This window comes from Tepidiphilus olei (assembly GCF_006980705.1).
GTDB classification, from domain to species: Bacteria; Pseudomonadota; Gammaproteobacteria; order Burkholderiales; family Rhodocyclaceae; genus Tepidiphilus; species Tepidiphilus olei.
Genome location: NZ_SBHO01000005.1, coordinates 115,662 through 135,535 on the forward strand (window position 1 = coordinate 115,662; position 19,874 = coordinate 135,535).

16 protein-coding genes and 2 pseudogenes are annotated in these 19,874 nt (G+C 60.9%); 13 read left to right on the plus strand and 5 right to left on the minus strand.

Annotated elements, in window-relative coordinates; all coding sequences use genetic code 11:
• Positions 1-58 precede the first annotated feature (58 nt).
• The 12 genes from purN (at position 59) to EPD80_RS07185 (ending at position 15,750) form a co-directional block, all read left to right on the plus strand.
• Entirely contained in the window at positions 59-709 is a 651-nt protein-coding gene (purN, locus tag EPD80_RS07130) for a phosphoribosylglycinamide formyltransferase (RefSeq protein ID WP_142810658.1), read from the plus strand.
• The gene (locus tag EPD80_RS07135; protein ID WP_142810660.1) at positions 706-1,398 is read left to right on the plus strand and encodes a DUF3108 domain-containing protein; all 693 of its coding nucleotides are present in this window, start codon (positions 706-708) and stop codon (positions 1,396-1,398) included. The genes purN and EPD80_RS07135 overlap by 4 nt, the downstream gene beginning before the upstream one ends.
• Positions 1,395-2,741 (plus strand): RsmB/NOP family class I SAM-dependent RNA methyltransferase, encoded by a 1,347-nt coding sequence (locus EPD80_RS07140; protein ID WP_142810662.1) that lies wholly within the window; start codon positions 1,395-1,397, stop codon positions 2,739-2,741. Before EPD80_RS07135 ends, EPD80_RS07140 begins: the two co-directional genes overlap by 4 nt.
• Positions 2,742-2,814: 73 nt before the next feature.
• Complete coding sequence (locus tag EPD80_RS07145; protein WP_390613073.1) at positions 2,815-3,789, plus strand: oxidoreductase; 975 nt, start codon at positions 2,815-2,817, stop codon at positions 3,787-3,789.
• Positions 3,790-3,939: 150 nt separating this feature from the next.
• Entirely contained in the window at positions 3,940-5,835 is a 1,896-nt protein-coding gene (locus EPD80_RS07150; RefSeq protein WP_142810666.1) for a propionate--CoA ligase, read from the plus strand.
• 323 nt (positions 5,836-6,158) lie between these two features.
• Positions 6,159-7,337 carry an aspartate aminotransferase family protein gene (locus tag EPD80_RS07155; protein WP_142805261.1) on the plus strand — a complete coding sequence of 393 codons (1,179 nt, stop codon included), beginning with the start codon at positions 6,159-6,161 and terminating at the stop codon, positions 7,335-7,337.
• A 12-nt stretch (positions 7,338-7,349) separates the two neighbouring features.
• Positions 7,350-8,270: an ornithine carbamoyltransferase gene (gene argF / locus EPD80_RS07160; protein ID WP_142810668.1), complete on the plus strand. Its 921-nt coding sequence runs from the start codon at positions 7,350-7,352 to the stop codon at positions 8,268-8,270.
• 211 nt (positions 8,271-8,481) lie between these two features.
• Complete coding sequence (locus EPD80_RS07165; protein WP_142810670.1) at positions 8,482-9,714, plus strand: argininosuccinate synthase; 1,233 nt, start codon at positions 8,482-8,484, stop codon at positions 9,712-9,714.
• 55 nt (positions 9,715-9,769) lie between these two features.
• Complete coding sequence (locus tag EPD80_RS07170) at positions 9,770-9,997, plus strand: DUF2788 domain-containing protein (protein ID WP_142805264.1); 228 nt, start codon at positions 9,770-9,772, stop codon at positions 9,995-9,997.
• A 476-nt stretch (positions 9,998-10,473) separates the two neighbouring features.
• A complete protein-coding gene (locus tag EPD80_RS07175) occupies positions 10,474-11,925 on the plus strand; it encodes an aldehyde dehydrogenase family protein (RefSeq protein WP_142810671.1) in 1,452 nt (483 codons plus the stop codon).
• A 15-nt stretch (positions 11,926-11,940) separates the two neighbouring features.
• Positions 11,941-13,050 carry a zinc-binding dehydrogenase gene (locus EPD80_RS07180; RefSeq protein WP_142810674.1) on the plus strand — a complete coding sequence of 370 codons (1,110 nt, stop codon included), beginning with the start codon at positions 11,941-11,943 and terminating at the stop codon, positions 13,048-13,050.
• 261 nt (positions 13,051-13,311) lie between these two features.
• A complete protein-coding gene (locus EPD80_RS07185; RefSeq protein WP_142810676.1) occupies positions 13,312-15,750 on the plus strand; it encodes a PAS domain S-box protein in 2,439 nt (812 codons plus the stop codon).
• Between the two features lie 340 nt (positions 15,751-16,090).
• Here the strand turns inward: EPD80_RS07185 and EPD80_RS11585 are convergent.
• From EPD80_RS11585 to EPD80_RS11490, 5 genes and pseudogenes are all read right to left on the minus strand, one after another.
• A pseudogene (locus tag EPD80_RS11585) lies at positions 16,091-16,232 on the minus strand (transposase); the annotation flags it as partial.
• Positions 16,233-16,368: 136 nt separating this feature from the next.
• Positions 16,369-16,848, minus strand: coding sequence for a hypothetical protein (locus EPD80_RS07195; RefSeq protein WP_142810678.1), 480 nt, complete (start codon positions 16,846-16,848; stop codon positions 16,369-16,371).
• Between the two features lie 678 nt (positions 16,849-17,526).
• A complete protein-coding gene (locus EPD80_RS07200) occupies positions 17,527-18,117 on the minus strand; it encodes a class I SAM-dependent methyltransferase (protein WP_142810680.1) in 591 nt (196 codons plus the stop codon).
• A 308-nt stretch (positions 18,118-18,425) separates the two neighbouring features.
• Positions 18,426-18,933, minus strand: a pseudogene (locus EPD80_RS11485) (transposase); the annotation flags it as partial.
• A 200-nt stretch (positions 18,934-19,133) separates the two neighbouring features.
• Entirely contained in the window at positions 19,134-19,262 is a 129-nt protein-coding gene (locus EPD80_RS11490) for a hypothetical protein (RefSeq protein WP_260677381.1), read from the minus strand.
• Positions 19,263-19,436: 174 nt separating this feature from the next.
• Between EPD80_RS11490 and EPD80_RS07210 the strand changes: the two genes are divergently transcribed.
• A complete protein-coding gene (locus EPD80_RS07210) occupies positions 19,437-19,733 on the plus strand; it encodes a hypothetical protein (RefSeq protein ID WP_142810684.1) in 297 nt (98 codons plus the stop codon).
• Positions 19,734-19,874: the final 141 nt, after the last annotated feature.

Below are 19,874 nucleotides of genomic sequence, written 5' to 3' on the forward strand. Positions count from 1 at the left end.
CTCGGCGGTAGACGCTACAATCCAAGTTTATCGTGAAGCCGGCGTGAAAGGAGCAGGCGTGCGCAATGTGGTGATCCTCATTTCCGGCCGCGGCAGCAACATGGAGGCGATCGTGCGCGCCGCCATTCCAGGCGCACGCATCGCGGCGGTCATCAGCAACCGCCCCGAGGCTGCCGGCCTCGAATTCGCCCGGCGCCACGGCATCGCCACGGCGGTGGTCGATCACAAGGCCCACCCCTCGCGTGATGCGTTCGATACGGCGCTCGCCCAGGCGATCGACGCCTTCGCGCCCGATCTGGTGGTGCTCGCCGGCTTCATGCGCGTGCTGGGAGAGGCGTTCGTGCGCCGCTACGAGGGGCGGATGTTGAACATCCATCCCTCGCTGCTACCGGCCTTTCCCGGGCTGCACACGCACGAGCGGGCGCTGCAGGAAGGGTGCCGCGTGCATGGGGCCACGGTGCATTTCGTCACCCCGGCGCTCGATCACGGGCCCATCGTCGTGCAGGCGGCGGTGCCGGTGCTGCCCGACGATACCCCCGAGACGCTGGCCGCGCGGGTGCTTGTGCAGGAACACCGTATCTATCCGCAAGCGGTGCGCTGGTTCGTCGAGGATCGCCTGCAGCTCACGCCAGAAGGGCGCGTGGTGCTGCAGGGAGCACCGGCCAGCGTGCAAGAAGCGGCCCTCGTCTGGCCACCATTGGAGTCATGATGTTGAAGAAAATTCTGGTCGTTGTTGGCATGCTCGTTGCGGCATCCGCTTTCGCTGCCGAGTCGCAGCGGCTCGTTTATCGCGTCCTGAGCGGCGAAAGGGGGCTACAGATCGGCCAGGCCGACCTCGCCTGGACGCTGGGCGACGACGGGCGCTACGCCATGACCCTGCAATTACAAACCACCGGTTTGGTCGCGCTGGTCGCCCAGGTCAATGAGAAACGCATGAGTAACGGCACTTGGGACGCGAAGACGGGTTTTCATCCGCTGCACTATGAGCGCCAGCGACAGGGTAAGCCGCCCGAGCTGCTCGATTTCGATTGGAATGCCCGCGTCGTGCGGACCACGCGCAAGGGCCAAACGAAGGAGCTGCCCCTCACCGATCAGGAGCAGGACTATCTTTCCTTGATGCACCAGCTCGGTTTCTTGCGCCAGAAAGGACCGCCGGAAGGCAAGATCGCCGTGGTCACGGGCAGGCGCATCAAGCAGGCGAGCTATCGCGTCGAACCACAGCCGGAGCGTTTGAAAGTGGACGGCCTGGGAGAAATCCCGGTGCAGCGCATCACGGCACGCACCGACAGCGGCGATTTCGCCATGACCGTGTGGTGGCAATCCGAGCCCGTCTCCCGACCGGTGCGCCTGCTCATCGAGTCCGAAGACGGCGTGTTCGATCATTGGCTGCAGTCATGAGCGTTTCCCGCCGCCGCAAGGCCCCATCGGGCGAAACCGCGCCGCGCGCCCCCTGGCTGAGCGAGGCGGTGGCGGCGCTCGCCGAGGCGCTGCGCTTCGAGCGACCGGCCGACGCCGTCTTGTCACGTTTCTTCCGCGAGCGGCCCCATCTGGGGCAGCGCGATCGCGGCGAGATCGCCGAGCGCGTCTATGCCGTATTGCGGCATAGACGCAGTCTGGAAACCTGGGCCGGGCGTACGAATCCGCGCGCGCTGCTGCTCGCCTGGCTCGTGCGCGGCGAAGGCTGGTCGCTCGCCCGCCTCGAGCCCTGGTTGGAGAAAGGGGAGCGCGCCTGGCTTGCCGAACGCAAGGCGGCCGCGCCCGTGCTCTCACGCGCCGAGCGGCTCGATGCGCCCGACTGGCTCATCGAGCGGCTCGATGCCGCCTATGGCCCACCGGAGACCGAAGCGCTGCTCGCGGCTTCGAACCGACCGGCCCCGCTCGATCTGCGCGTCAACTCGTGGCGGACGACGCGCGAGGCGGTGCTCGCGCGACTCCAGGCCGATGGCATCGACTGTGCGCCAACGCCGTTCTCGCCGCTCGGCATTCGTGTGCAGGGCAAACCGGCGCTGCATGCCCATCCCTTCTTTCAGGACGGGATGTTCGAAGTGCAGGACGAGGGGAGCCAACTCGTGACCCTGCTCGTGGCCCCCCGCCGGGGCCAGACGGTGGTCGATTTCTGCGCCGGGGCCGGCGGCAAGACGCTGCAACTCGCCGCAGCGCTGCGCAATACCGGTCAGGTCTACGCCTTCGACATCTCCGCCGGGCGGCTCGCCAAGCTCAAACCGCGGCTCGTGCGCTCTGGGCTCACCAACGTGCAGCCCATGGTGCTCGCGCACGAGAACGACGAGCGACTCGATCGGCTCGCCGGCAAGGCCGATCGCGTGCTGGTGGATGCTCCCTGTTCCGGCCTGGGGACGTTGCGACGCAATCCGGACCTCAAGTGGCGGCAGCACTCGGCGCTCGTCGAGGAGCTCGTCGCCAAGCAGCGTGCCATCCTGCAGGCCGCGGCGCGCCTGGTGCGCCCCGGGGGGCATTTGGTCTACGTCACCTGCAGCCTCTTGCCCGAGGAAAACGAGGCAGTGCTCGAAACTTTTCTCGAACGGGAGACGCGTTTTTCCCTGCTCGATCCCTGGCCGTTGCTCTTCAAGTCGGGCGTGCCCGAGCAGATCCCCCGCTGGGAAATGCCGACGGCCGATGCCCTGGTCGATCGCTTCAGCCCCACGGTGCTGCGCCTCGCGCCCCACGTACACGGCACCGACGGCTTTTTCGCTGCCGTGCTCGCGCGCAACGCCTCGCCCTGAGGCCCGATTTACTCACGAAGGAGGAGTCGCCATGACGCAAGAACGACAATTACCCGAAAAATTCAAATGCCTCATGATCCGCGAAGAGGATGGGGTGGTCCGCTCCGGCATCGAGGAGGTCGGCTTCGAGGTGCTCGATCCGGGCGAAGTCCTCATCCGTGTGGCCTATTCGAGCATCAACTTCAAGGATGCGCTCGCCGCCACGGGCAAGGGCAAGATCATCCGCCGCTTTCCCTGTATCGGCGGGATCGACCTCTCGGGCACGGTGGTCGAGTCGAGCGATCCGCGCTTTCGCCCCGGCGACCCGGTTATCGCCACCAGCTACGACATCGGCGTGTCGCACCACGGCGGCTATGCCGAATACGCCCGTATCCCTGCCGGCTGGGTGATTCCGCTGCCGCAGGGGTTGGATCTGTTCGAGGCCATGGCGTTGGGCACGGCCGGTTTCACCGCCGCGCTAGGCATCCAGCGCATGGAAGACAACGGCCTCGAACCGGAGAAGGGCCCCGTGGTGGTGAGCGGCGCCACCGGCGGGGTAGGGGGCTTTGCCATCCAGATGCTCGCGGGGCGCGGCTATCGGGTCACGGCGCTCACCGGCAAGGCGCAGGAGAGCGGCTATCTGCAAGAATTGGGGGCGGCCGAGATCCTGCTGCGCGACAGCATCGACTTCGCCGCCACGCGGCCGCTGGAGAAATCCCGTTGGGCCGGCGCCGTGGATAACGTCGGCGGCCCCATCCTGCACTGGATGCTCGCCACCATGCAGCAAGCCGGTACGGTGGCTTCCATCGGCAACGCCGCTTCGCCCAAGCTCGAGACCACGGTCTTCCCCTTCATCCTGCGAGGCGTGAGCCTGCTCGGGGTGGATTCGGGCTACATCGGGTTTCCGACGCGCGGCATCGTCTGGCAGCGGCTCGCCACCGATCTGAAACCGAAAAAGCTGCGCGAGATCACGCGCGTCATCACGCTCGACGAGTTGCCTGGCGCCTTCGACGACTTCATCGCCGGCCGCGCCAAAGGGCGCACGGTGGTGCGTATCGGCGGCGAGTAAACCGTATCCTTTTTGTGTCACAACTTCCCGGTTTCGCGGTTTTCTCCGCGAGGCCGGGGATTTCCCCTTTGGTATCATGTCTTATAATAGACATCTTTCGTAAGGCCGGACGGTGTCGTTCCGGAATTTCTTTGTCATCGGGGAGAGGACATGGGCAAGTACCAGGATTTCTACCGTCGCTCGATCGAGGATCGCGACGCCTTCTGGGCCGAGCAGGCGCAGTTCATCCACTGGGAGAAAGCACCCGAGGTCATCTGCGACTACAGCAATCCCCCCTTCGTCAAATGGTTCAAGGGCGGGCTCACCAACCTCTGCTACAACGCCGTGGATCGCCACGCCGCCAAACGCCCCGACGCGCCGGCGCTCATCTACGTCTCCACCGAGACGGGTGAGGAGAAAACCTACTCCTACGGCGAGCTGCAGCGCGAAGTCGAGCGCATGGCGGCGATCTACCGCAAACTCGGCGTGGAGAAAGGCGACCGGGTGCTCATCTACATGCCGATGATTCCGCAAGCCGCGTTCGCCATGCTCGCCTGCGTGCGCCTGGGTGCCATCCATTCGGTCGTCTTCGGCGGCTTTGCCGCTGCCTCGCTCGCCACCCGTATCGACGATGCCAAACCCAAGCTCGTCGTCACCGCCGAAGCGGGCATGCGCAACGGCAACGTCATCCCCTACAAGCATCTGCTCGACGAGGCCTGTCGGATTTCTCAATCTCCCCCCGAGAAAGTGCTCATCGTCGATCGCGGGCTCGACCCCAACTTCGCTCGCGTCGAGGGGCGCGACCTCGACTATGCAACCCTGCGCGAGGAAGTGGGCGAAGCGCGCGTGCCGGTCGAATGGGTCGATGCGACGCACCCGAGCTACATCCTCTACACCTCCGGCACCACCGGCAAGCCCAAAGGCGTGCAGCGCGACACCGGGGGTTACGCCGTGGCCCTCGCGAGTTCGATGAAGTACATCTTCTGCGGCGGCGAAGGCGAGACGATGTTCTGTACTTCCGACATCGGCTGGGTGGTCGGGCATGGCTACATCATCTATGGACCTCTGCTCGCCGGCATGGCCACGGTGATGTACGAAGGCACGCCGCTTCGCCCCGATCCCGGCATCTGGTGGCGGCTGGTGGAGAAATATCGCATCAACGTCATGTTCTCGGCCCCCACCGCCGTGCGGGTGCTGAAGAAGCAGGATCCTTCCTACATGAAGCGGGATCTCTCCTCGCTCAAGCACTTTTTCCTCGCCGGCGAGCCGCTCGACGAGACCACCCACCGTTGGATCCACGAAGCCTTGGGCGTGCCGGTGATCGACAACTACTGGCAAACCGAGAGCGGCTGGCCCATCCTCGCGCTGTGCCGGGGCGTGCAAGAAGATCTGCCCATCAAGTACGGCTCTCCGGGACTGCCGGTCTACGGCTACGATCTGCACGTCTATCGCGAAGACGGCACCGAGTGCGGCCCCAACGAAAAAGGCATCGTCGGCATCGTGCCGCCGCTGCCGCCCGGCTGTCTGAGCACCGTCTGGGGGCAGGACGATCGCTTCGTGTCGACCTATTTCAGCCTCTTCCGCGAGCCGCTCGTCTATTCCACCGCCGACTGGGGCATCCGGGACGAGAACGGCTACCTCACCATTCTCGGGCGCGTCGACGACGTCATCAACGTCGCGGGGCACCGCCTCGGCACGCGCGAGATCGAGGAGGCGATCCAGTCCAATCCCGCGATCGCCGAAGTGGCGGTGGTGGGGGTGCACGACGAGGTGAAAGGGCAAGTGCCGGTGGCCTTCGCCGTGGTCAAGGATCCGTCTCGCATCGCCACGCGCGAGGCCCGTCGAGCACTCGAAGAAGAAGTCAAGAAGACGGTCGACGAGCTGCTCGGGGCGATCGCCCGTCCTCATCGCGTCTACTTCGTGCAAGGGCTGCCCAAGACGCGCTCGGGCAAGATGCTGCGCCGTTCGCTGCAGGCGCTCGCCGAAGGGCGTGACCCCGGAGATCTTCCCACCATCGAGGATCCTACGGCCCTCGAGATGGTTGCCGAGGCCATCCGCGAGAGCTGAGCGCCCTGCTCATGCAAGAAGGTGGCGGCGCCGTGGCCCAAGGGCCAGGCGCCGCTTTTCGCCGAAGGGCAGCTCGAACAACCTGCTGCGCGGCTGCATGGCGGCGTTGCGCGGTGCTCGGATGCTCGCCTATCTGGGTGATATGTCTCGCATCCTGCGCTCCGTGCGCCTTGCCCTGCCGCCGCTCGCGACGGTTCTTCGATGCTGCCCAGAGAAAGACGCTCTTTCAAAAAAAGCGCCTTTCCCGTAAGATCATGGACTTTTCCTGACCCGGACCCCCTTCTTGCTGCACGGGAGAACCGGATTTCGCGGGAGCGTCACGCATGTCGCATCTGATGAACACCTACGCCCGTCTGCCCGTGGCTTTCGTGCGCGGCGAAGGCGTCTGGCTCTACGACGAACAAGGCAAACCCTACCTCGATGCGCTGGCCGGCATCGCCGTCTCCACGCTGGGGCACGGCCATCCGCGCCTGGTCGAGGCGATCGCGCGCCAGGCGAAAGCCGTGATCCACACATCCAACCTCTACCGCATCCCGGCGCAGGAGCGCTTGGCCGACCGCCTGTGCGAGCTCTCCGGCATGGACGAGGTGTTCTTCGGCAACTCGGGGGCGGAGGCCAACGAATGCGCCATCAAACTGGCGCGCTTCTACGGTCACAAAGTGAAGGGGGTGGAAACGCCCAAGATCGCCGTGATGGAGCAAGCCTTCCACGGACGTACCCTCGCCACCCTCTCGGCCACCGGCAACAAGAAAACCCAAGCCGGCTTCGAGCCGCTCGTCGAGGGATTCATCCGAGTGCCGTTTGGCGATGCGGCAGCGCTGACCAAGGTGCTGGCCGAGACGCCCGACCTGGTGGCCGTGATGTTCGAAGTCGTCCAAGGTGAGGGCGGCATCCGGCTCGCCGATCCGGAATACCTGCGCGCCGTGCGCGCTCTGTGCGACGCGCATGGCCTGTTGATGATCTGCGACGAGGTGCAATGCGGCCTCGGGCGCACCGGTAAGTGGTTCGGTTGGCAGTGGAGCGAGGTGCGCCCTGACGTGATGACGCTCGCTAAGGGGCTCGGTTCGGGGGTGCCCATCGGCGCCTGCCTCGCCGCCGGGCCGGCCACGGGGCTCTTCGGTCCGGGCAACCACGGCTCCACCTTCGGCGGCAACCCGCTCGCCTGCACCGCCGGGCTCACCACGCTCGATGTGATCGAGACCGACGCCCTGCTCGACAACGCCGCCCGTGTGGGGGGGTATCTCAAGGCGACGCTCACTGCGCGCCTGGCGCATCTGCCACAGATCAAGGGGGTGCGCGGCTTGGGGCTCATGCTCGGCGTCGAGCTCGACCGTCCCTGCGGGGCTTTGGTGCTCGATGCGTTGGAAGCGGGCCTGCTCATCAACGTCACCGCCGAGCGCGTCATTCGTTTGCTTCCGCCCTTGATCCTCACCATCGAGGAGGCGCAGCAGATCGTCGAGCGCCTGGTGCCGCTCGTCGAGCGTTTCGTCGCGCGTCATTGAGGGGGGAACGTCATGCCGCCGAGACATTATCTCCAGTTCAAGGATTTCAGCGTCGACGAATACGCCTACCTCTTCGAGCGAACGGCCTGGATCAAGCGCAAGTTCAAGAACTACGAACCCTGGCATCCCCTCTTCGATCGCACCCTGGTGATGATCTTCGAGAAGGCGAGTACGCGCACGCGTCTCTCGTTCGAAGCCGGCATCCAGCAACTCGGCGGTTTCGCGGTCTATCTCAACACGCGCGACTCCCAGCTCGGGCGCGGTGAGCCGGTGGAGGATGCGGCCGAGGTCATCTCGCGCATGAGCGACCTGGTGATGATCCGCACCTTTGAGCAGGCGATTCTCGAGCGATTTGCCGCCCGTTCGCGCGTGCCGGTGATCAACGGGCTCACCAACGAGTTCCATCCCTGCCAGGTGCTTGCCGACGTCTATACCTACATCGAGCACCGCGGCTCGATCCGCGGCAAGACCGTCGCCTGGATCGGAGATGCGAACAACATGTGCCACACCTGGCTGCAGGCGGCCGAAGTGCTCGATTTCACCGTGCACGTCTCCACGCCGCCCGGCTATACCGTCGATCCGCAGTTGGCGGGGGTCGTGCCGGGGGGGCACTATCGCTGCTTCGCCGACCCGATGGAGGCCGTGCGCGGGACGGATCTCGTCACCACCGATGTCTGGACCTCCATGGGCTTCGAGCACGAGACCGACGACCGGCTCTCTGCGTTCGCCGATTGGCAGGTCGACGCGGCGATGATGGCCCAGGCCAAACCCGATGCGCTCTTCATGCACTGTCTGCCGGCGCATCGTGGCGAGGAAGTCACGGCCGAAGTGATCGACGGGCCGCAGTCCGTGGTCTGGGACGAGGCGGAGAACCGCCTGCACGTGCAGAAAGCGCTGATGGAATACCTCGTGCTCGGCCGGATGGAGAGTTGAGAGCCTGTGAATCAATCTGCTACGCGGTCCGATTGCGTCGTTGCGCGGTGCTCAATCCTCGCCTGTCTGCGCGATATGTCTCGTCGCTGCGCTCCGTGCGCCTCGCACTCGAACCGCTCGCGACGATGCCTTCACAGGCTCTGAAAAATGTTTTGGGGATCCGGTGCATCTTGCATCCGGATCGTGTGCGAACGTTCGACGGGAAAGGACGATGAGCGAAGTCAAGAAAGTGGTACTGGCCTATTCCGGGGGGCTCGATACCTCCGTGATCCTGAAGTGGCTGCAAGACACCTACCGCTGTGAGGTGGTCACCTTCACCGCCGACCTGGGGCAGGGCGAGGAGCTCGAACCGGCGCGGCAAAAGGCGCTCAAGCTCGGCATCAAGCCCGAGAACATCTACATCGACGATCTGCGCGAGGAATTCGTGCGCGACTTCGTCTTCCCCATGTTCCGCGCCAACACGATCTACGAAGGGGAATACCTGCTGGGCACCTCCATCGCGCGGCCTTTGATCGCCAAGCGCCAGATCGAGATCGCCAAGCTCACCGGGGCCGATGCCGTGGCCCACGGCGCCACCGGCAAGGGCAACGACCAGGTCCGTTTCGAGCTCGGTTACTACGCCCTCATGCCCGAGATCAAGGTGATCGCCCCCTGGCGCGAATGGGACCTCACCTCGCGCGAGAAACTGCTCGCTTATGCCGAGAATGCCGGCATCCCCATCGAGATGAAACACCGCGAAGGCGGCTCGCCCTACTCGATGGATGCAAACCTGCTGCACATCAGCTACGAAGGGCGGCACCTGGAAAACCCGGCCGCCGAGCCGGAAGAATCCATGTGGCGCTGGACGACGGCTCCCGAGAAAGCGCCGGATGTACCGCAGTACGTCGAGTTGCAGTTCGAAAAGGGTGATCTCGTGGCCATCGACGGCGTGCGCCTGCGGCCGCACGAGCTCCTTGCCAAGCTCAACGAACTCGGCTCCAGGCACGGCATCGGCCGGCTCGATCTGGTGGAGAACCGCTACGTCGGCATGAAGAGCCGCGGCTGCTACGAAACGCCGGGCGGCACGATCCTGCTGAAGGCGCATCGGGCCATCGAATCGATCACCCTCGACCGGGAAGTGGCGCACCTCAAAGACCAGCTCATGCCGTGCTATGCCGAGATGATCTACAACGGCTATTGGTGGAGCCCCGAGCGCCGCGCGCTCCAAGCCCTCATCGACACGACTCAGCAGACGGTCAACGGCTGGGTGCGCGTCAAGCTCTACAAGGGCAGCGTCATGGTGGTGGGGCGCGACTCTCCCACCGACTCCCTCTTCGACCCGACGATCGCCACCTTCGAGGACGACCGCGGCGCCTACAACCAAAAAGACGCCGAGGGGTTCATTCGCTTGAATGCGCTGCGCTTGCGCATCGCCGCGAAACTCGAGCAGAAACGCGGCGCCTAAAAATATATTTTATAAATTGGCCGGGTCGACGGATCCGGCCAAGCGAGCACTCCCCATGGAAGACACGATACTCTTCGGACTCACCTTCCCCCAACTCGAAGACCTGGCCTTGAAGATCCTGGTGCCGGCCTTCATTCTCTACATGATTTTCATCATCGCTAACTTGGCGTGGAAGTCCAAGGCCGGCAAGTACGGCGCGATGTGGCTCTTCCTCGCGCTGGGCGTCGGGTTCATCGGCTTCGTCGCCAAAGCGCTGATTCAGTACCTGCTCGGGATCGAGTAAGCCTACCGCAGCGGTTTCGTCCTTTCGTAGAAGCGCGTTCGATCAGATCGCAGCAGCCTCTGATCGAACGGTGCTTGCATGCTCGTCCTTTCCTTGCTGCATTTGCATTGATACACCGTCGAGTAAGAACTTTCCACATCTCTGCCAATTCGTTCAAGACAGCCTCTGCGCTGGTGGTGGGGTGCTCAGCAATCGTCAAACCCGCTGAGCAGGCCCCCTTCCAGGCAGAGGTGGAGACCTTGAGCAAGCGGGATCGTCTTAGGGCGTGGCCCTACGGCAATGTACGCTGCGATGGTCACATGATCGAACCCGGCGTTTAATTGATGCTACAGTATGGCCTTGACGTGTCGATGGAAAATCGTTTCAGGCAGCAACCGGGAATTATTTTCCGTGTGGCTAAGTTTTTTTCTGATGAAACGGTTTTCCGGTGGTTTTTGTCGAGCGGTGATATACGTAAATGAAGAAAGGGGATAAGGATGACATCGAAGACTTTGCCTGATTGCAGCAAACTTTTTATCGGTGGAAAGTGGGTCGATCCGGCCGAAGGGCAATTCTATACCAACGAAAATCCTGCTCGGCGAGAACCGCTGGGTCAGGTTGCCATCGCCACCGGGCCAGACGTCGAGGAAGCAGTGAGGTTGGCCCGTGAGGCGATCGACGGCAACACGGCTTGGACGCAGATGAGCCCAGCGTCTCGCGGGCGCCTTTTGTGGCGTATCGGTGAATTGATCCGCGAGCACGCCGAGGAACTCGCCTGGCTCGAGGCGCTCGACACGGGCAAGCCCTATAGTGAAGCCCTCCATGGCGATATTCCTCATGCGGCTGCTGCTTTCGAGTATTACGCAGGCTGGTGTAACAAGCTCGCCGGCAGCGTTCCGCCAGTGTCACCGCGCTATCTCGACTATACGCGGCTCGAGCCGGTCGGGGTCGTGGGTGCCATCATCCCTTGGAACTTTCCCCTGCAAATGGCTGCGACCAAGCTCGCTCCTGCCTTGGCGGCGGGCAATGCCGTCATCCTCAAGCCAGCCGAACAGACTCCGCTTACCGCGATGGCCTTGGCGCGCTTCTTCGAAGAGGTCGAGCTGCCGGCCGGCGTGCTGAGCGTGCTGACCGGATTCGGTGAAACGGGAGCGGCGCTCGTGGCGCATCCCGGCGTAGACAAAATCACCTTCACCGGTTCGACCGCGGTGGGTAAGCTCATCATGCGCGGCGCGGCCGATACGCTCAAGCGGGTTTCCTTGGAATTGGGCGGGAAGTCACCCAACGTGGTTTTCCCTGACGCCGATCTCAAGCGTGCCGTACGCGGTGTGACGACGGGGGTGTTCTACAACCAAGGCGAAATGTGTACCGCAGGCGCACGGGTCCTGGTGCATGAGTCGATCTACGAGGCCTTCCTCGAGGCTTTTACCACGGCCGTGGCTGACCTTCGTCCAGGCGATCCGCTCGATCCCAATACGCGCCTCGGCGCTCTGGTCAACGAGGAACAGTTCCAGCGGGTGCAGGAATATGTGCGTATCGGTCGGGAAGAAGGGGCCGAGCTCGTGCTGGGAGGGGAAGCACCGGCCGGTCCTGGTTACTTCTTCCCGCCCACCATTTTCACCGGCGTGCGACCTGAGCAGCGCATCGCGCAAGAAGAAATTTTTGGCCCCGTCGTCGCAGTCATGCGCTTCTCCTTCGACGAAGAGGCCTTGCGCATCGCCAACGGCGTGTCTTATGGCTTGGCCGCCGGAGTGTGGACTCGCGATCTTTCCCGGGCGTTGCGCTTCGCCCATGGTTTGCGAGCCGGTACCGTGTGGGTCAATACCTACAACGCCTTGTGGAACGAGGCGCCTTTCGGCGGGTACAAGCAAAGCGGCATTGGACGCGAAGGGGGGCGTGAAGGCATCGAACAATACACCGAGACCAAGAACATCTGCATTGCCCTGTAAAAAAGGAATCCGATCATGTCCAAGACTGGCCGACTCGCGCTGTTCGAAAAACCCCACCAGCCTCTCGTGCTCAGAGAAATGCCTGTTCCCGATCCGAAACCGGGTGCAGCCGTGGTGCGTGTGACCATGGCCAATATCTGCGGCTCCGATCTGCACGCCTGGCATGGTGATTTCAAACTGGCAGGGCTGGGCGGCAAACTGCCTACCGTGCTCGGTCACGAGATGACCGGCCGCATCGTCGCCCTGGGGGAAGGGCTCACGCACGATGGCAATGGGGAGCGTCTGCATGAAGGGGATCTGGTGGTCTACACCTACTTCACCGGTTGTGGGCATTGCCCTTCTTGCCTGCGCGGACGGCGAGTCGCTTGTGATCATCTGTCGATGGCGATGACACACTCGGCGCTCGAGTGGCCCTATTTCGTGGGTGGGTATGCCGATTACTACTACGTCGAGCCCGGGGCGACTCTTTACAAGGTGCCTGAAGGACTGCCTGAAGAAGTGGTGGCCGGGGCCAATTGCGCCCTATCCCAGGTGATCGCCGGTTTCGAGCGAGCCGGGCTCACGTTCGATGAAACAGTAGTCATCCAAGGCGCCGGCGGTTTGGGTTTGTATGCAACCGCAGTTGCCAAGGCATTCGGTGCCCGCTTGGTGATCGTCATCGACGCGGTCGCCAAGCGCCTCGAAATGGCGCGTCGTTTCGGGGCTGATGCAACCATCGATCTCACGGAGCAGGCCGAGGAAAAGGAGCGCGTCAATTCGGTGAAAAAGCTCACGGATGGGCGGGGCGTGGATGTAGTGATGGAGCTCGTGGGGCGTCCCGAGGTGATTCCGGAAGGAATCCGCATGCTCGGCCAATTCGGGCGCTATGTCACGATCGGCAACATCAACGCCGGCTTGACCTATGCGGCCGACCCTTCACGCTTGGTGATGGCCAACAAAACGCTGTATGGGGTGTCCCTCTACGAGCATCCGGTGCTCGGTAAGGCTCTGCGTTTCCTTCAGCGCAACCGCGACCGCTTGCCTTTGAGTGAGCTGCTGAGCACGCGTTTTTCGCTCGAATCCATCAACGAGGCCTTTGCCAAGGCCGACGCGCGTGAAGTCGTGAGGGCAAGTGTCGTTCCATAAGGGCGCCTCGAAAACCCCCTCCACCCTCGCTTCCGATAAAATTCCCTTGTATTCATTCTCGTGAGGAGCCCGAACCATGACTCGCCGCACTGCGATTTTGGCTCGATTCTTTTTGCTGCAGGGGAACATCATGCCAAGCTCGAGCGGTTCGGTGTCCCTCCGCGGTTTTCGGGGACGATGGCCCGCCTCACAGGCAGCTTGTGAACCTGCCTGGCACGCCTGCTTTGGTAGGTGTTTCCCTTCGTGGTATGGGTGACTGGTATGGACCCACCGCTTTTGACCGCGCTTCTTGCTCATATTCCCGATGCAGTCTTGCTCACCGATGAGCGCGGCATCATCCTGGAGGTCAATGACGAGTTTTGCGCGCTGACGGGTTATGCCCGGGATGAAGTCATCGGTCAGACGCCACGTCTGTTGCGCTCCGGTCAGATGTCTCCTTCGTTCTACCGCGAGCTGTGGACGACGATCCGCGCAGGCAAGCGTTGGCGGCACGACATCCTCAACCGGCACAAGGACGGCTCGCTCTACTGGTCCGACGAGATCATCGAACCGGTCGAATTCGGAGGCAAGCGCTACTACCTTGCTTTTCAGCGCGACGTCACCGAACATTACCGCACGCGGCAGGCGCTCGATGAGGCCAAGGCGTGGCTCGAAGGTTTTCTTCGACTGAGTCCCGCGGTTTTCTACGTCTTGCCCGCGTCAGACCCTTTCGTGCCGCTTTTCGTGAGCGGCACGCTCGAAGCCCTCCAGGGTGAAAATCCTGAGCGCATTTTCTCCGATCGCCGCGCCTGGCTCGAGCGCGTGCACCCCGACGATCGATCGGCGCTACGACGCGCATTCGATCCCACGGCCTGGGGCGAAGATCGCCTCTCGGTGCGCTACCGCCTGCGCTGCGCCGATGGGAGCTACCGTTGGCTGCGCGAGCGGGCGATCCTCGTACGCGACGAAGCGGGGGTGCCGAGCTTCGTCGTCGGCGTGCTCCTCGATCTCGGTCAGGAGGCGGATCACTATCACCTGCTCGACAAACTCGCGACCAATCTTCCCGGGGCGCTCTACGTTTTCGAGAGCACGCCCGAGGGAAGAATGACCTTTCGCTATGTGAGCGAAGGCGTGGCCGATTTGTGTGGGGTTCCGGCCCGGGTCCTGCTCGCCGATGCCACGGCTTATTTCGCTTCGATCCATCCCCAAGACCTCCCTGCAGTGAAGGTTTATTATGATAATGTGGTAAGAACGGCCACGCCTTGGCACCAGCGCTACCGCCATCTGTTGCCGGACGGGCGCATCGTCTGGATCGAGGGGCGCTCAGTGCCGGAGCGGCAAGCCGACGGGTCGCTGTGGTGGTATGGTTTCCTTGCCGACGTTACCGAACGGGTTGAGACCGAGCAGCGGATGCAGCGGCAGGAGGCTTTGCAGCGTACGATCCTCAACAACCTCCAAGAAATTTTCTTCGTGGTGAGCGTGGAAGCAGATGGGTTTCGCTTCCGGAAAGGCAATGTTCGGTTTTGCGAGCTTTTCGGTATTGCTCCGGAATCTTTTACGGATCGCCTGCCGCGAGACATCTTCCCCGTTGGCATAGCTGAGCGCATCGAAGAGAGGCTGCAACGCTGCGTCCAAGAGCGTCAGACCCTGCGTTTCGAAAACACCGTACCCACGATCAAGGGGCAGCGGCGCTTCGCCGTTTCGCTCGCGCCCTTGTTCGATGAGCACGGGCAGGTGACGCACCTCGTCGGTCTGGCGATGGACGTCACCGACTACCATACGCTCGTGCGCCAAAGCGCAGAGAACGAAAGGCTTGCCGAAGAACGCGCCCAGACGCTCGATTCGCTCCTTCGGGCCGTGGGCGAGGGTATTTTCGGTATCGATGCCGCTGGGCGCATCGCTTTTTGGAATCCGGCCGCCGAGCGCATCCTTGGTTACCGCGCCGATGAAGTGATCGGGCTCGATGCACATCTCACATTCCATGCACAACGCCCCGATGGAACGCCCTATCCACGGCACGAATGCCCCGTGCTGCGTGCCCTGCGTGAGCGCAGGAGCTTTTTTCTGATCGAAGAGCACTTTCGCCATCGCGATGGGCACTGGATCCCCGTTTTGCTCACGGCCACGCCGGTCGATGCTGAAGGCTCGGTGGCCGTTTTCTCCGACGTGACCACGATCAAGCAGATGCAGGAGACGCTGCGCCGCCAAGCCGAAACTGACCCGCTCACGGGTCTGGCGAATCGGCGCGCTTTTTTCGAAGCTTTGCGCCGCTATGAAATTGCGGTGCGCCAGGGAGATTGCGCAAGCATTTTGATGCTGGATCTCGATCACTTCAAACGCATCAACGATCACTACGGCCATGCCGTGGGCGACGAAGTGTTACGGCGCTTTGCCGATGTGTTACGCGATACCGTACGGGGAGGAGATATGCCGGCGCGCATCGGCGGCGAAGAGTTTGCCGTCCTGCTGCCGCACACCGGGTTCGAAGGTGCCCTGACGCTGGCCGAGCGCATCCGCAGTGCCGTCGCTCAGCGCTGTTCGCTGCCGGAGCATCCCGAACTGCAGGTGACGGTGAGCGTGGGCGTGAGCGAACTCTCGGCCCAGGATGCGGCGGCAGATCGGGCGCTCGTGCGCGCCGATGCCGCCCTGTACGAGGCCAAGGCCCGCGGGCGGGATCGGGTGGTGGTGCGCGAAGGTGCGCTGGGCGCAGGGGATGCGTGAGCTTGAGCGCTTTAGGGAAACGCTGAATAATTGGCTGCGCGGGCGAATCGCTGCGTTGCGCGGTGCTCGCTCATTTCTTCAGCGTCTCCCTAGTTCGTTGGGTGCCTGGGCGATGCGCTCGGCTTCTTGGCGGGGCTGCTCGACTGCACCGGCCGTGCGTTCGATGTCTTGGGCCATCACGGTGCTGCCGCGCGCCGTTCCTGCAGGAGCGAGGAGATGTTCTGGATGGCTTCGAGCGCCTGTCGCGCGCCTTCATGAAGGACTTCTTTGCTCGGTGGTGCGCTGTGCAAGGATGTGGCCGATTCGGCCAACGGTGTGCTAGCACCGAAAACGGCATGGGCGCCGCGGCACGCCAGCGCTGCAGCGTCGCGGCTGAAATACTCAACTCGCGAGCGACCGTCTCCACCGCCGCGCTTCTGCCGCGGCAACAGCCGTGACACCGTCTTGTCCTTGAACGTTTGTCCGTATTCTCGCCACTTCATTCTTCCCTTATCGCTCTCGAGGTTTGGAATCTATCGAAACGACAACTATTCTGACACGGAAGGGCATGGTGGAACCTCTGCGTACTTTGTGGGCAATGACCTATGAGGAACGTTCCCTTAACATCCATACAGAACTTTAGTCCAGAGAGGGTGTTAATTCCAATATTTTTGGAACCAATTCTTCAATAGGGCGACATTCACGCAAAGAAAAATGATATTTTTCAGTTATTCCTATCTTTTGCCCATTGACATAATCTGAACCCGTTGCTTGTCTCGTAAATTTCCTTTTTTTGCCGTGTTCCATGTATATCTTTTTTAGTTCGGACAATTCCTGAAAAACAGTAATTCCTCCAATATCATGACACGGCCTATCAAATTTCCAAACGACAAAGATTTTAATTTCCCTGCCAAATTTATCGAGATCTTCTTTCTGGCATTTAAAATAACTCAGTAGTTTTGGCTCGTCGACGACTAACGTTTCTTTTGGAAAAAGAAATTCTCCAAGTTTTTCTGCTGCCTTCATGAAGGCGTAACCCTGCAAAAGTTTGGCCTCTATCCTGCAAACCAATGATTTTTGGTGACTGACATCGATTACCATAATATCAGGCTCTTTCACGTCTGTTGGTCTCCGACAAACGTAAGGAGTGTTGTTTTCTATGTGCCTTTTTATGACGTCAACGAGCTGTTCAGAGTATTGCAAATCCTTTTTAAAGGGATAATCGAATTTTGATCGTGCTTTGCATATATTGCAGTTTCCGCAAGACAATTGCTTGTCGGTTAAAAATTTTGGGTCAAATTTGCATGATAACACTTTTCATGATCCTTTTATGAAATCACATTATTTGCATTCTAATGTTTCTTGTCGGGCAATGATGCCGTTCAGTTCGAAGAGCAAACTTTTCGTGAGAGGAAAATTTCCGCTTTTCACAGGGTGAACAAACCTTGCTACTTTCCACAAGATTCAAACCTTGTTCCTGATCGTCAATCTTATACCCACCTACGGTGATGCCATCGAGTAAGGTTTTTTATTTCCGAAAAAGTGAGAGGGTTATCTGCCAACACTGACGCATCCTATACAAACTCCGTTTTCATTTTATGAAAACAAAACAGATCTGTTTCACCGAATAAGTTGGAACTTCAATAGGAATCAACCCTCTTCCCAATGAAAGCCTGGAGTGTCGAATAATTACATTTGTCAGACACTCTTGGCGTGTCAGTCGATGTACTTACCTCAAATGTATTGCACGAGAAACTCCGCAACCGCATCATTAACGAGGCGGTTGCTGTTGAAATTTTATCTAATTTTTTTATTGGGAATTAGAATCCAATCAATGGACGTCTGTCCTGAATAGTCTTTATCCCAAACAAACCAAGCAAAGGGGATCATGCTGCTTTGTTTTCTGGTTTCCGATTCCTTGGTTAAAGGCAATCGATTGGAAAATACATAAACTTTTTTCAATGGGTGATTTTTGAACATCTCATAACGAGACTTGCCCTCCAAAAAAGCAAGTTTACACAACATGGCGACTTTTTTTCTCGCACATTCCAAAGCATGTTCAACGAATTCTTGCGCCAAACGATATGGTGGATTCGTAATGATGTGGTCGACGGTACGCCATTCCTTTAGAAAATCTACCCCTTTTTCGCCATAGATATTATCGTAACGAATATCAGTGGCAATACAACCTGGGAAATACCTTGCGATATTTCCAGATCCGCAAGCAGGTTCCCAGACGGTTCCATCAAAAGATTCTCGTTCAAGAAGCGCCTCTACCGCAATTCCAGGAGTTGGGTAATTATCCATCGCATCTCTCGTTTTGCTAAATCCAACAATAGATTGAGCTTTCTTGAGCGAAGAATACTCCTGCTTCCCAGGAATTTTCATTTATTTTCTCCGATGCTATTCGTCACGCCACTTTTTGCTTGGGTTGAACCAAGGTTGTTTTAGCGAGAATTTTCCAGGTATCTCGCCCGAATCAGGCCATCGACAGGTAGCCGTCGGTACTCACGACCAACGGGAACATCGATCAACCTCGGTTTTCCGGAAAACTCGCGGTGAAACCGGCTCTTCATGATTCTCGGTACTGAATTCCCCCCGATTTCCCCCGTTCTGGCCGCCTGTCGCGGCCTCGTGCCCCGGTTTTTCCTTGTCCACGGCCGCTGTGGGCACACTGCGGCCGTGGGTGGGCCTCACTAGCGGATGGCACCGGACTTCACGAGCCACACCGTGCGCCGAAGGTTGTAGCAGGCGGCCATCAGGGTGAGGGCAAAGTCGGCTCTTGCCTGTCCAATGGTGCGGATCATCTTGCCGCCCAGGTGTTCGATCGCAGCAAACACGTGCTCGACCCGGGCACGGACGCGGGCAATGCGCGTGTTGCGCGCGCTCGGCCGCTTAGAGAGCGGCCGATGGGGCTTGGCCTTACGCTGGGGATCTGCGACCGATAGCCTTTGGCCTGCAGCGTTTCTTCCCGCTCCTTGCTCGCATAGCTCCGGTCGGCATAAACGTCGCGGCCCGTGTTGCCGGAGTCGAGCAGCGCCTCGAAGTGCCGGCCGTGTCGGTCTTCAGACGCCGGATGAGCTTGTGCTTGCGATCGACACAGACCAAGCGCTTGTAGCTGTAGTGGCTCTTGCCATGTTTCTTGGTCCAGGTGGCGTCGAGGTCTTTTTGACGGTGTTTCGCCGGACTCCACCCGATGGGCATGGTGAGGTGGTTCGCAATTTTTTCGACCATGCGCATGCTGAGGGTCTGGGCTCGTCTGAGACGTGCGTCTAGGGCGAATTATGGGCACTGGATGTGAGGTGTGTCAATCCGTGCAAGACCTACGAATGGATGATCTACTGGCAAGCAGGATGCGCCGTCAGGGCAGTGACAATACCTTGCTTGACCTTCGCGGCGATGGGTCAAGGTGGATGAACCGTGTCTTCGACGATCAGCCGGTCGAGAATTTCGCCGGTGAGGACGACGGGATCGTCGGTGAATCGTCGTCCGAGGTCCCAGATTCGGGTGTCTTTGCCCAGGGGGATCGTCACTTCTAGTGGGCAAACGCGGGTGGCGTTTGGGTTTGCGGCTCATGTCCAGTTCTCCCGTACGAAGTGTTCGAAGGCGTAGAGGATGCGCATCGTTTCGTTTTGCCAGCGGGTCCGTTCGGCGTGGTACGCGGCGAGTGCCCAGCGTTGCGCAGGGTATTGCAACGGTTTGTGAGCGTGATGGAAGACAGCGTGGGCGTGCAGGGCGGCGCCGGTGAAGGTGACGTGCGGGTTGGCAGTGATGCTGCGCACGTGGCGCAGGGGCACGGCGTGACGGGGGTTCCCGTCGTGGGCGCGGAGGACGAGGCGCTCGGTGCCGTCGAGTTCGACGGTGACTTCGTCGTTGGGCAAGATGAGGAGCGGACGGCCGAAGGCGTCGAGCGCATCGGGGGCGGGGTCGTCGTGCAGGCGACGTTCGATCGCTTGCAGCGTTTGGCTGGCATCCCAGACTGGCCAGCCGCGCCGGATCGCTGATGTCGTAGCCGATGAGGAAGAGGTGCCGTCCGTTCATGCGTTCAGTATGGCGCAGAGATGCGGGGGGCGGCGGCGATGGCAAGCTTGTCGGGAGGGCCATTGGCTCGAGATTCCACCTATATAATCGGGCGCGAACGAACC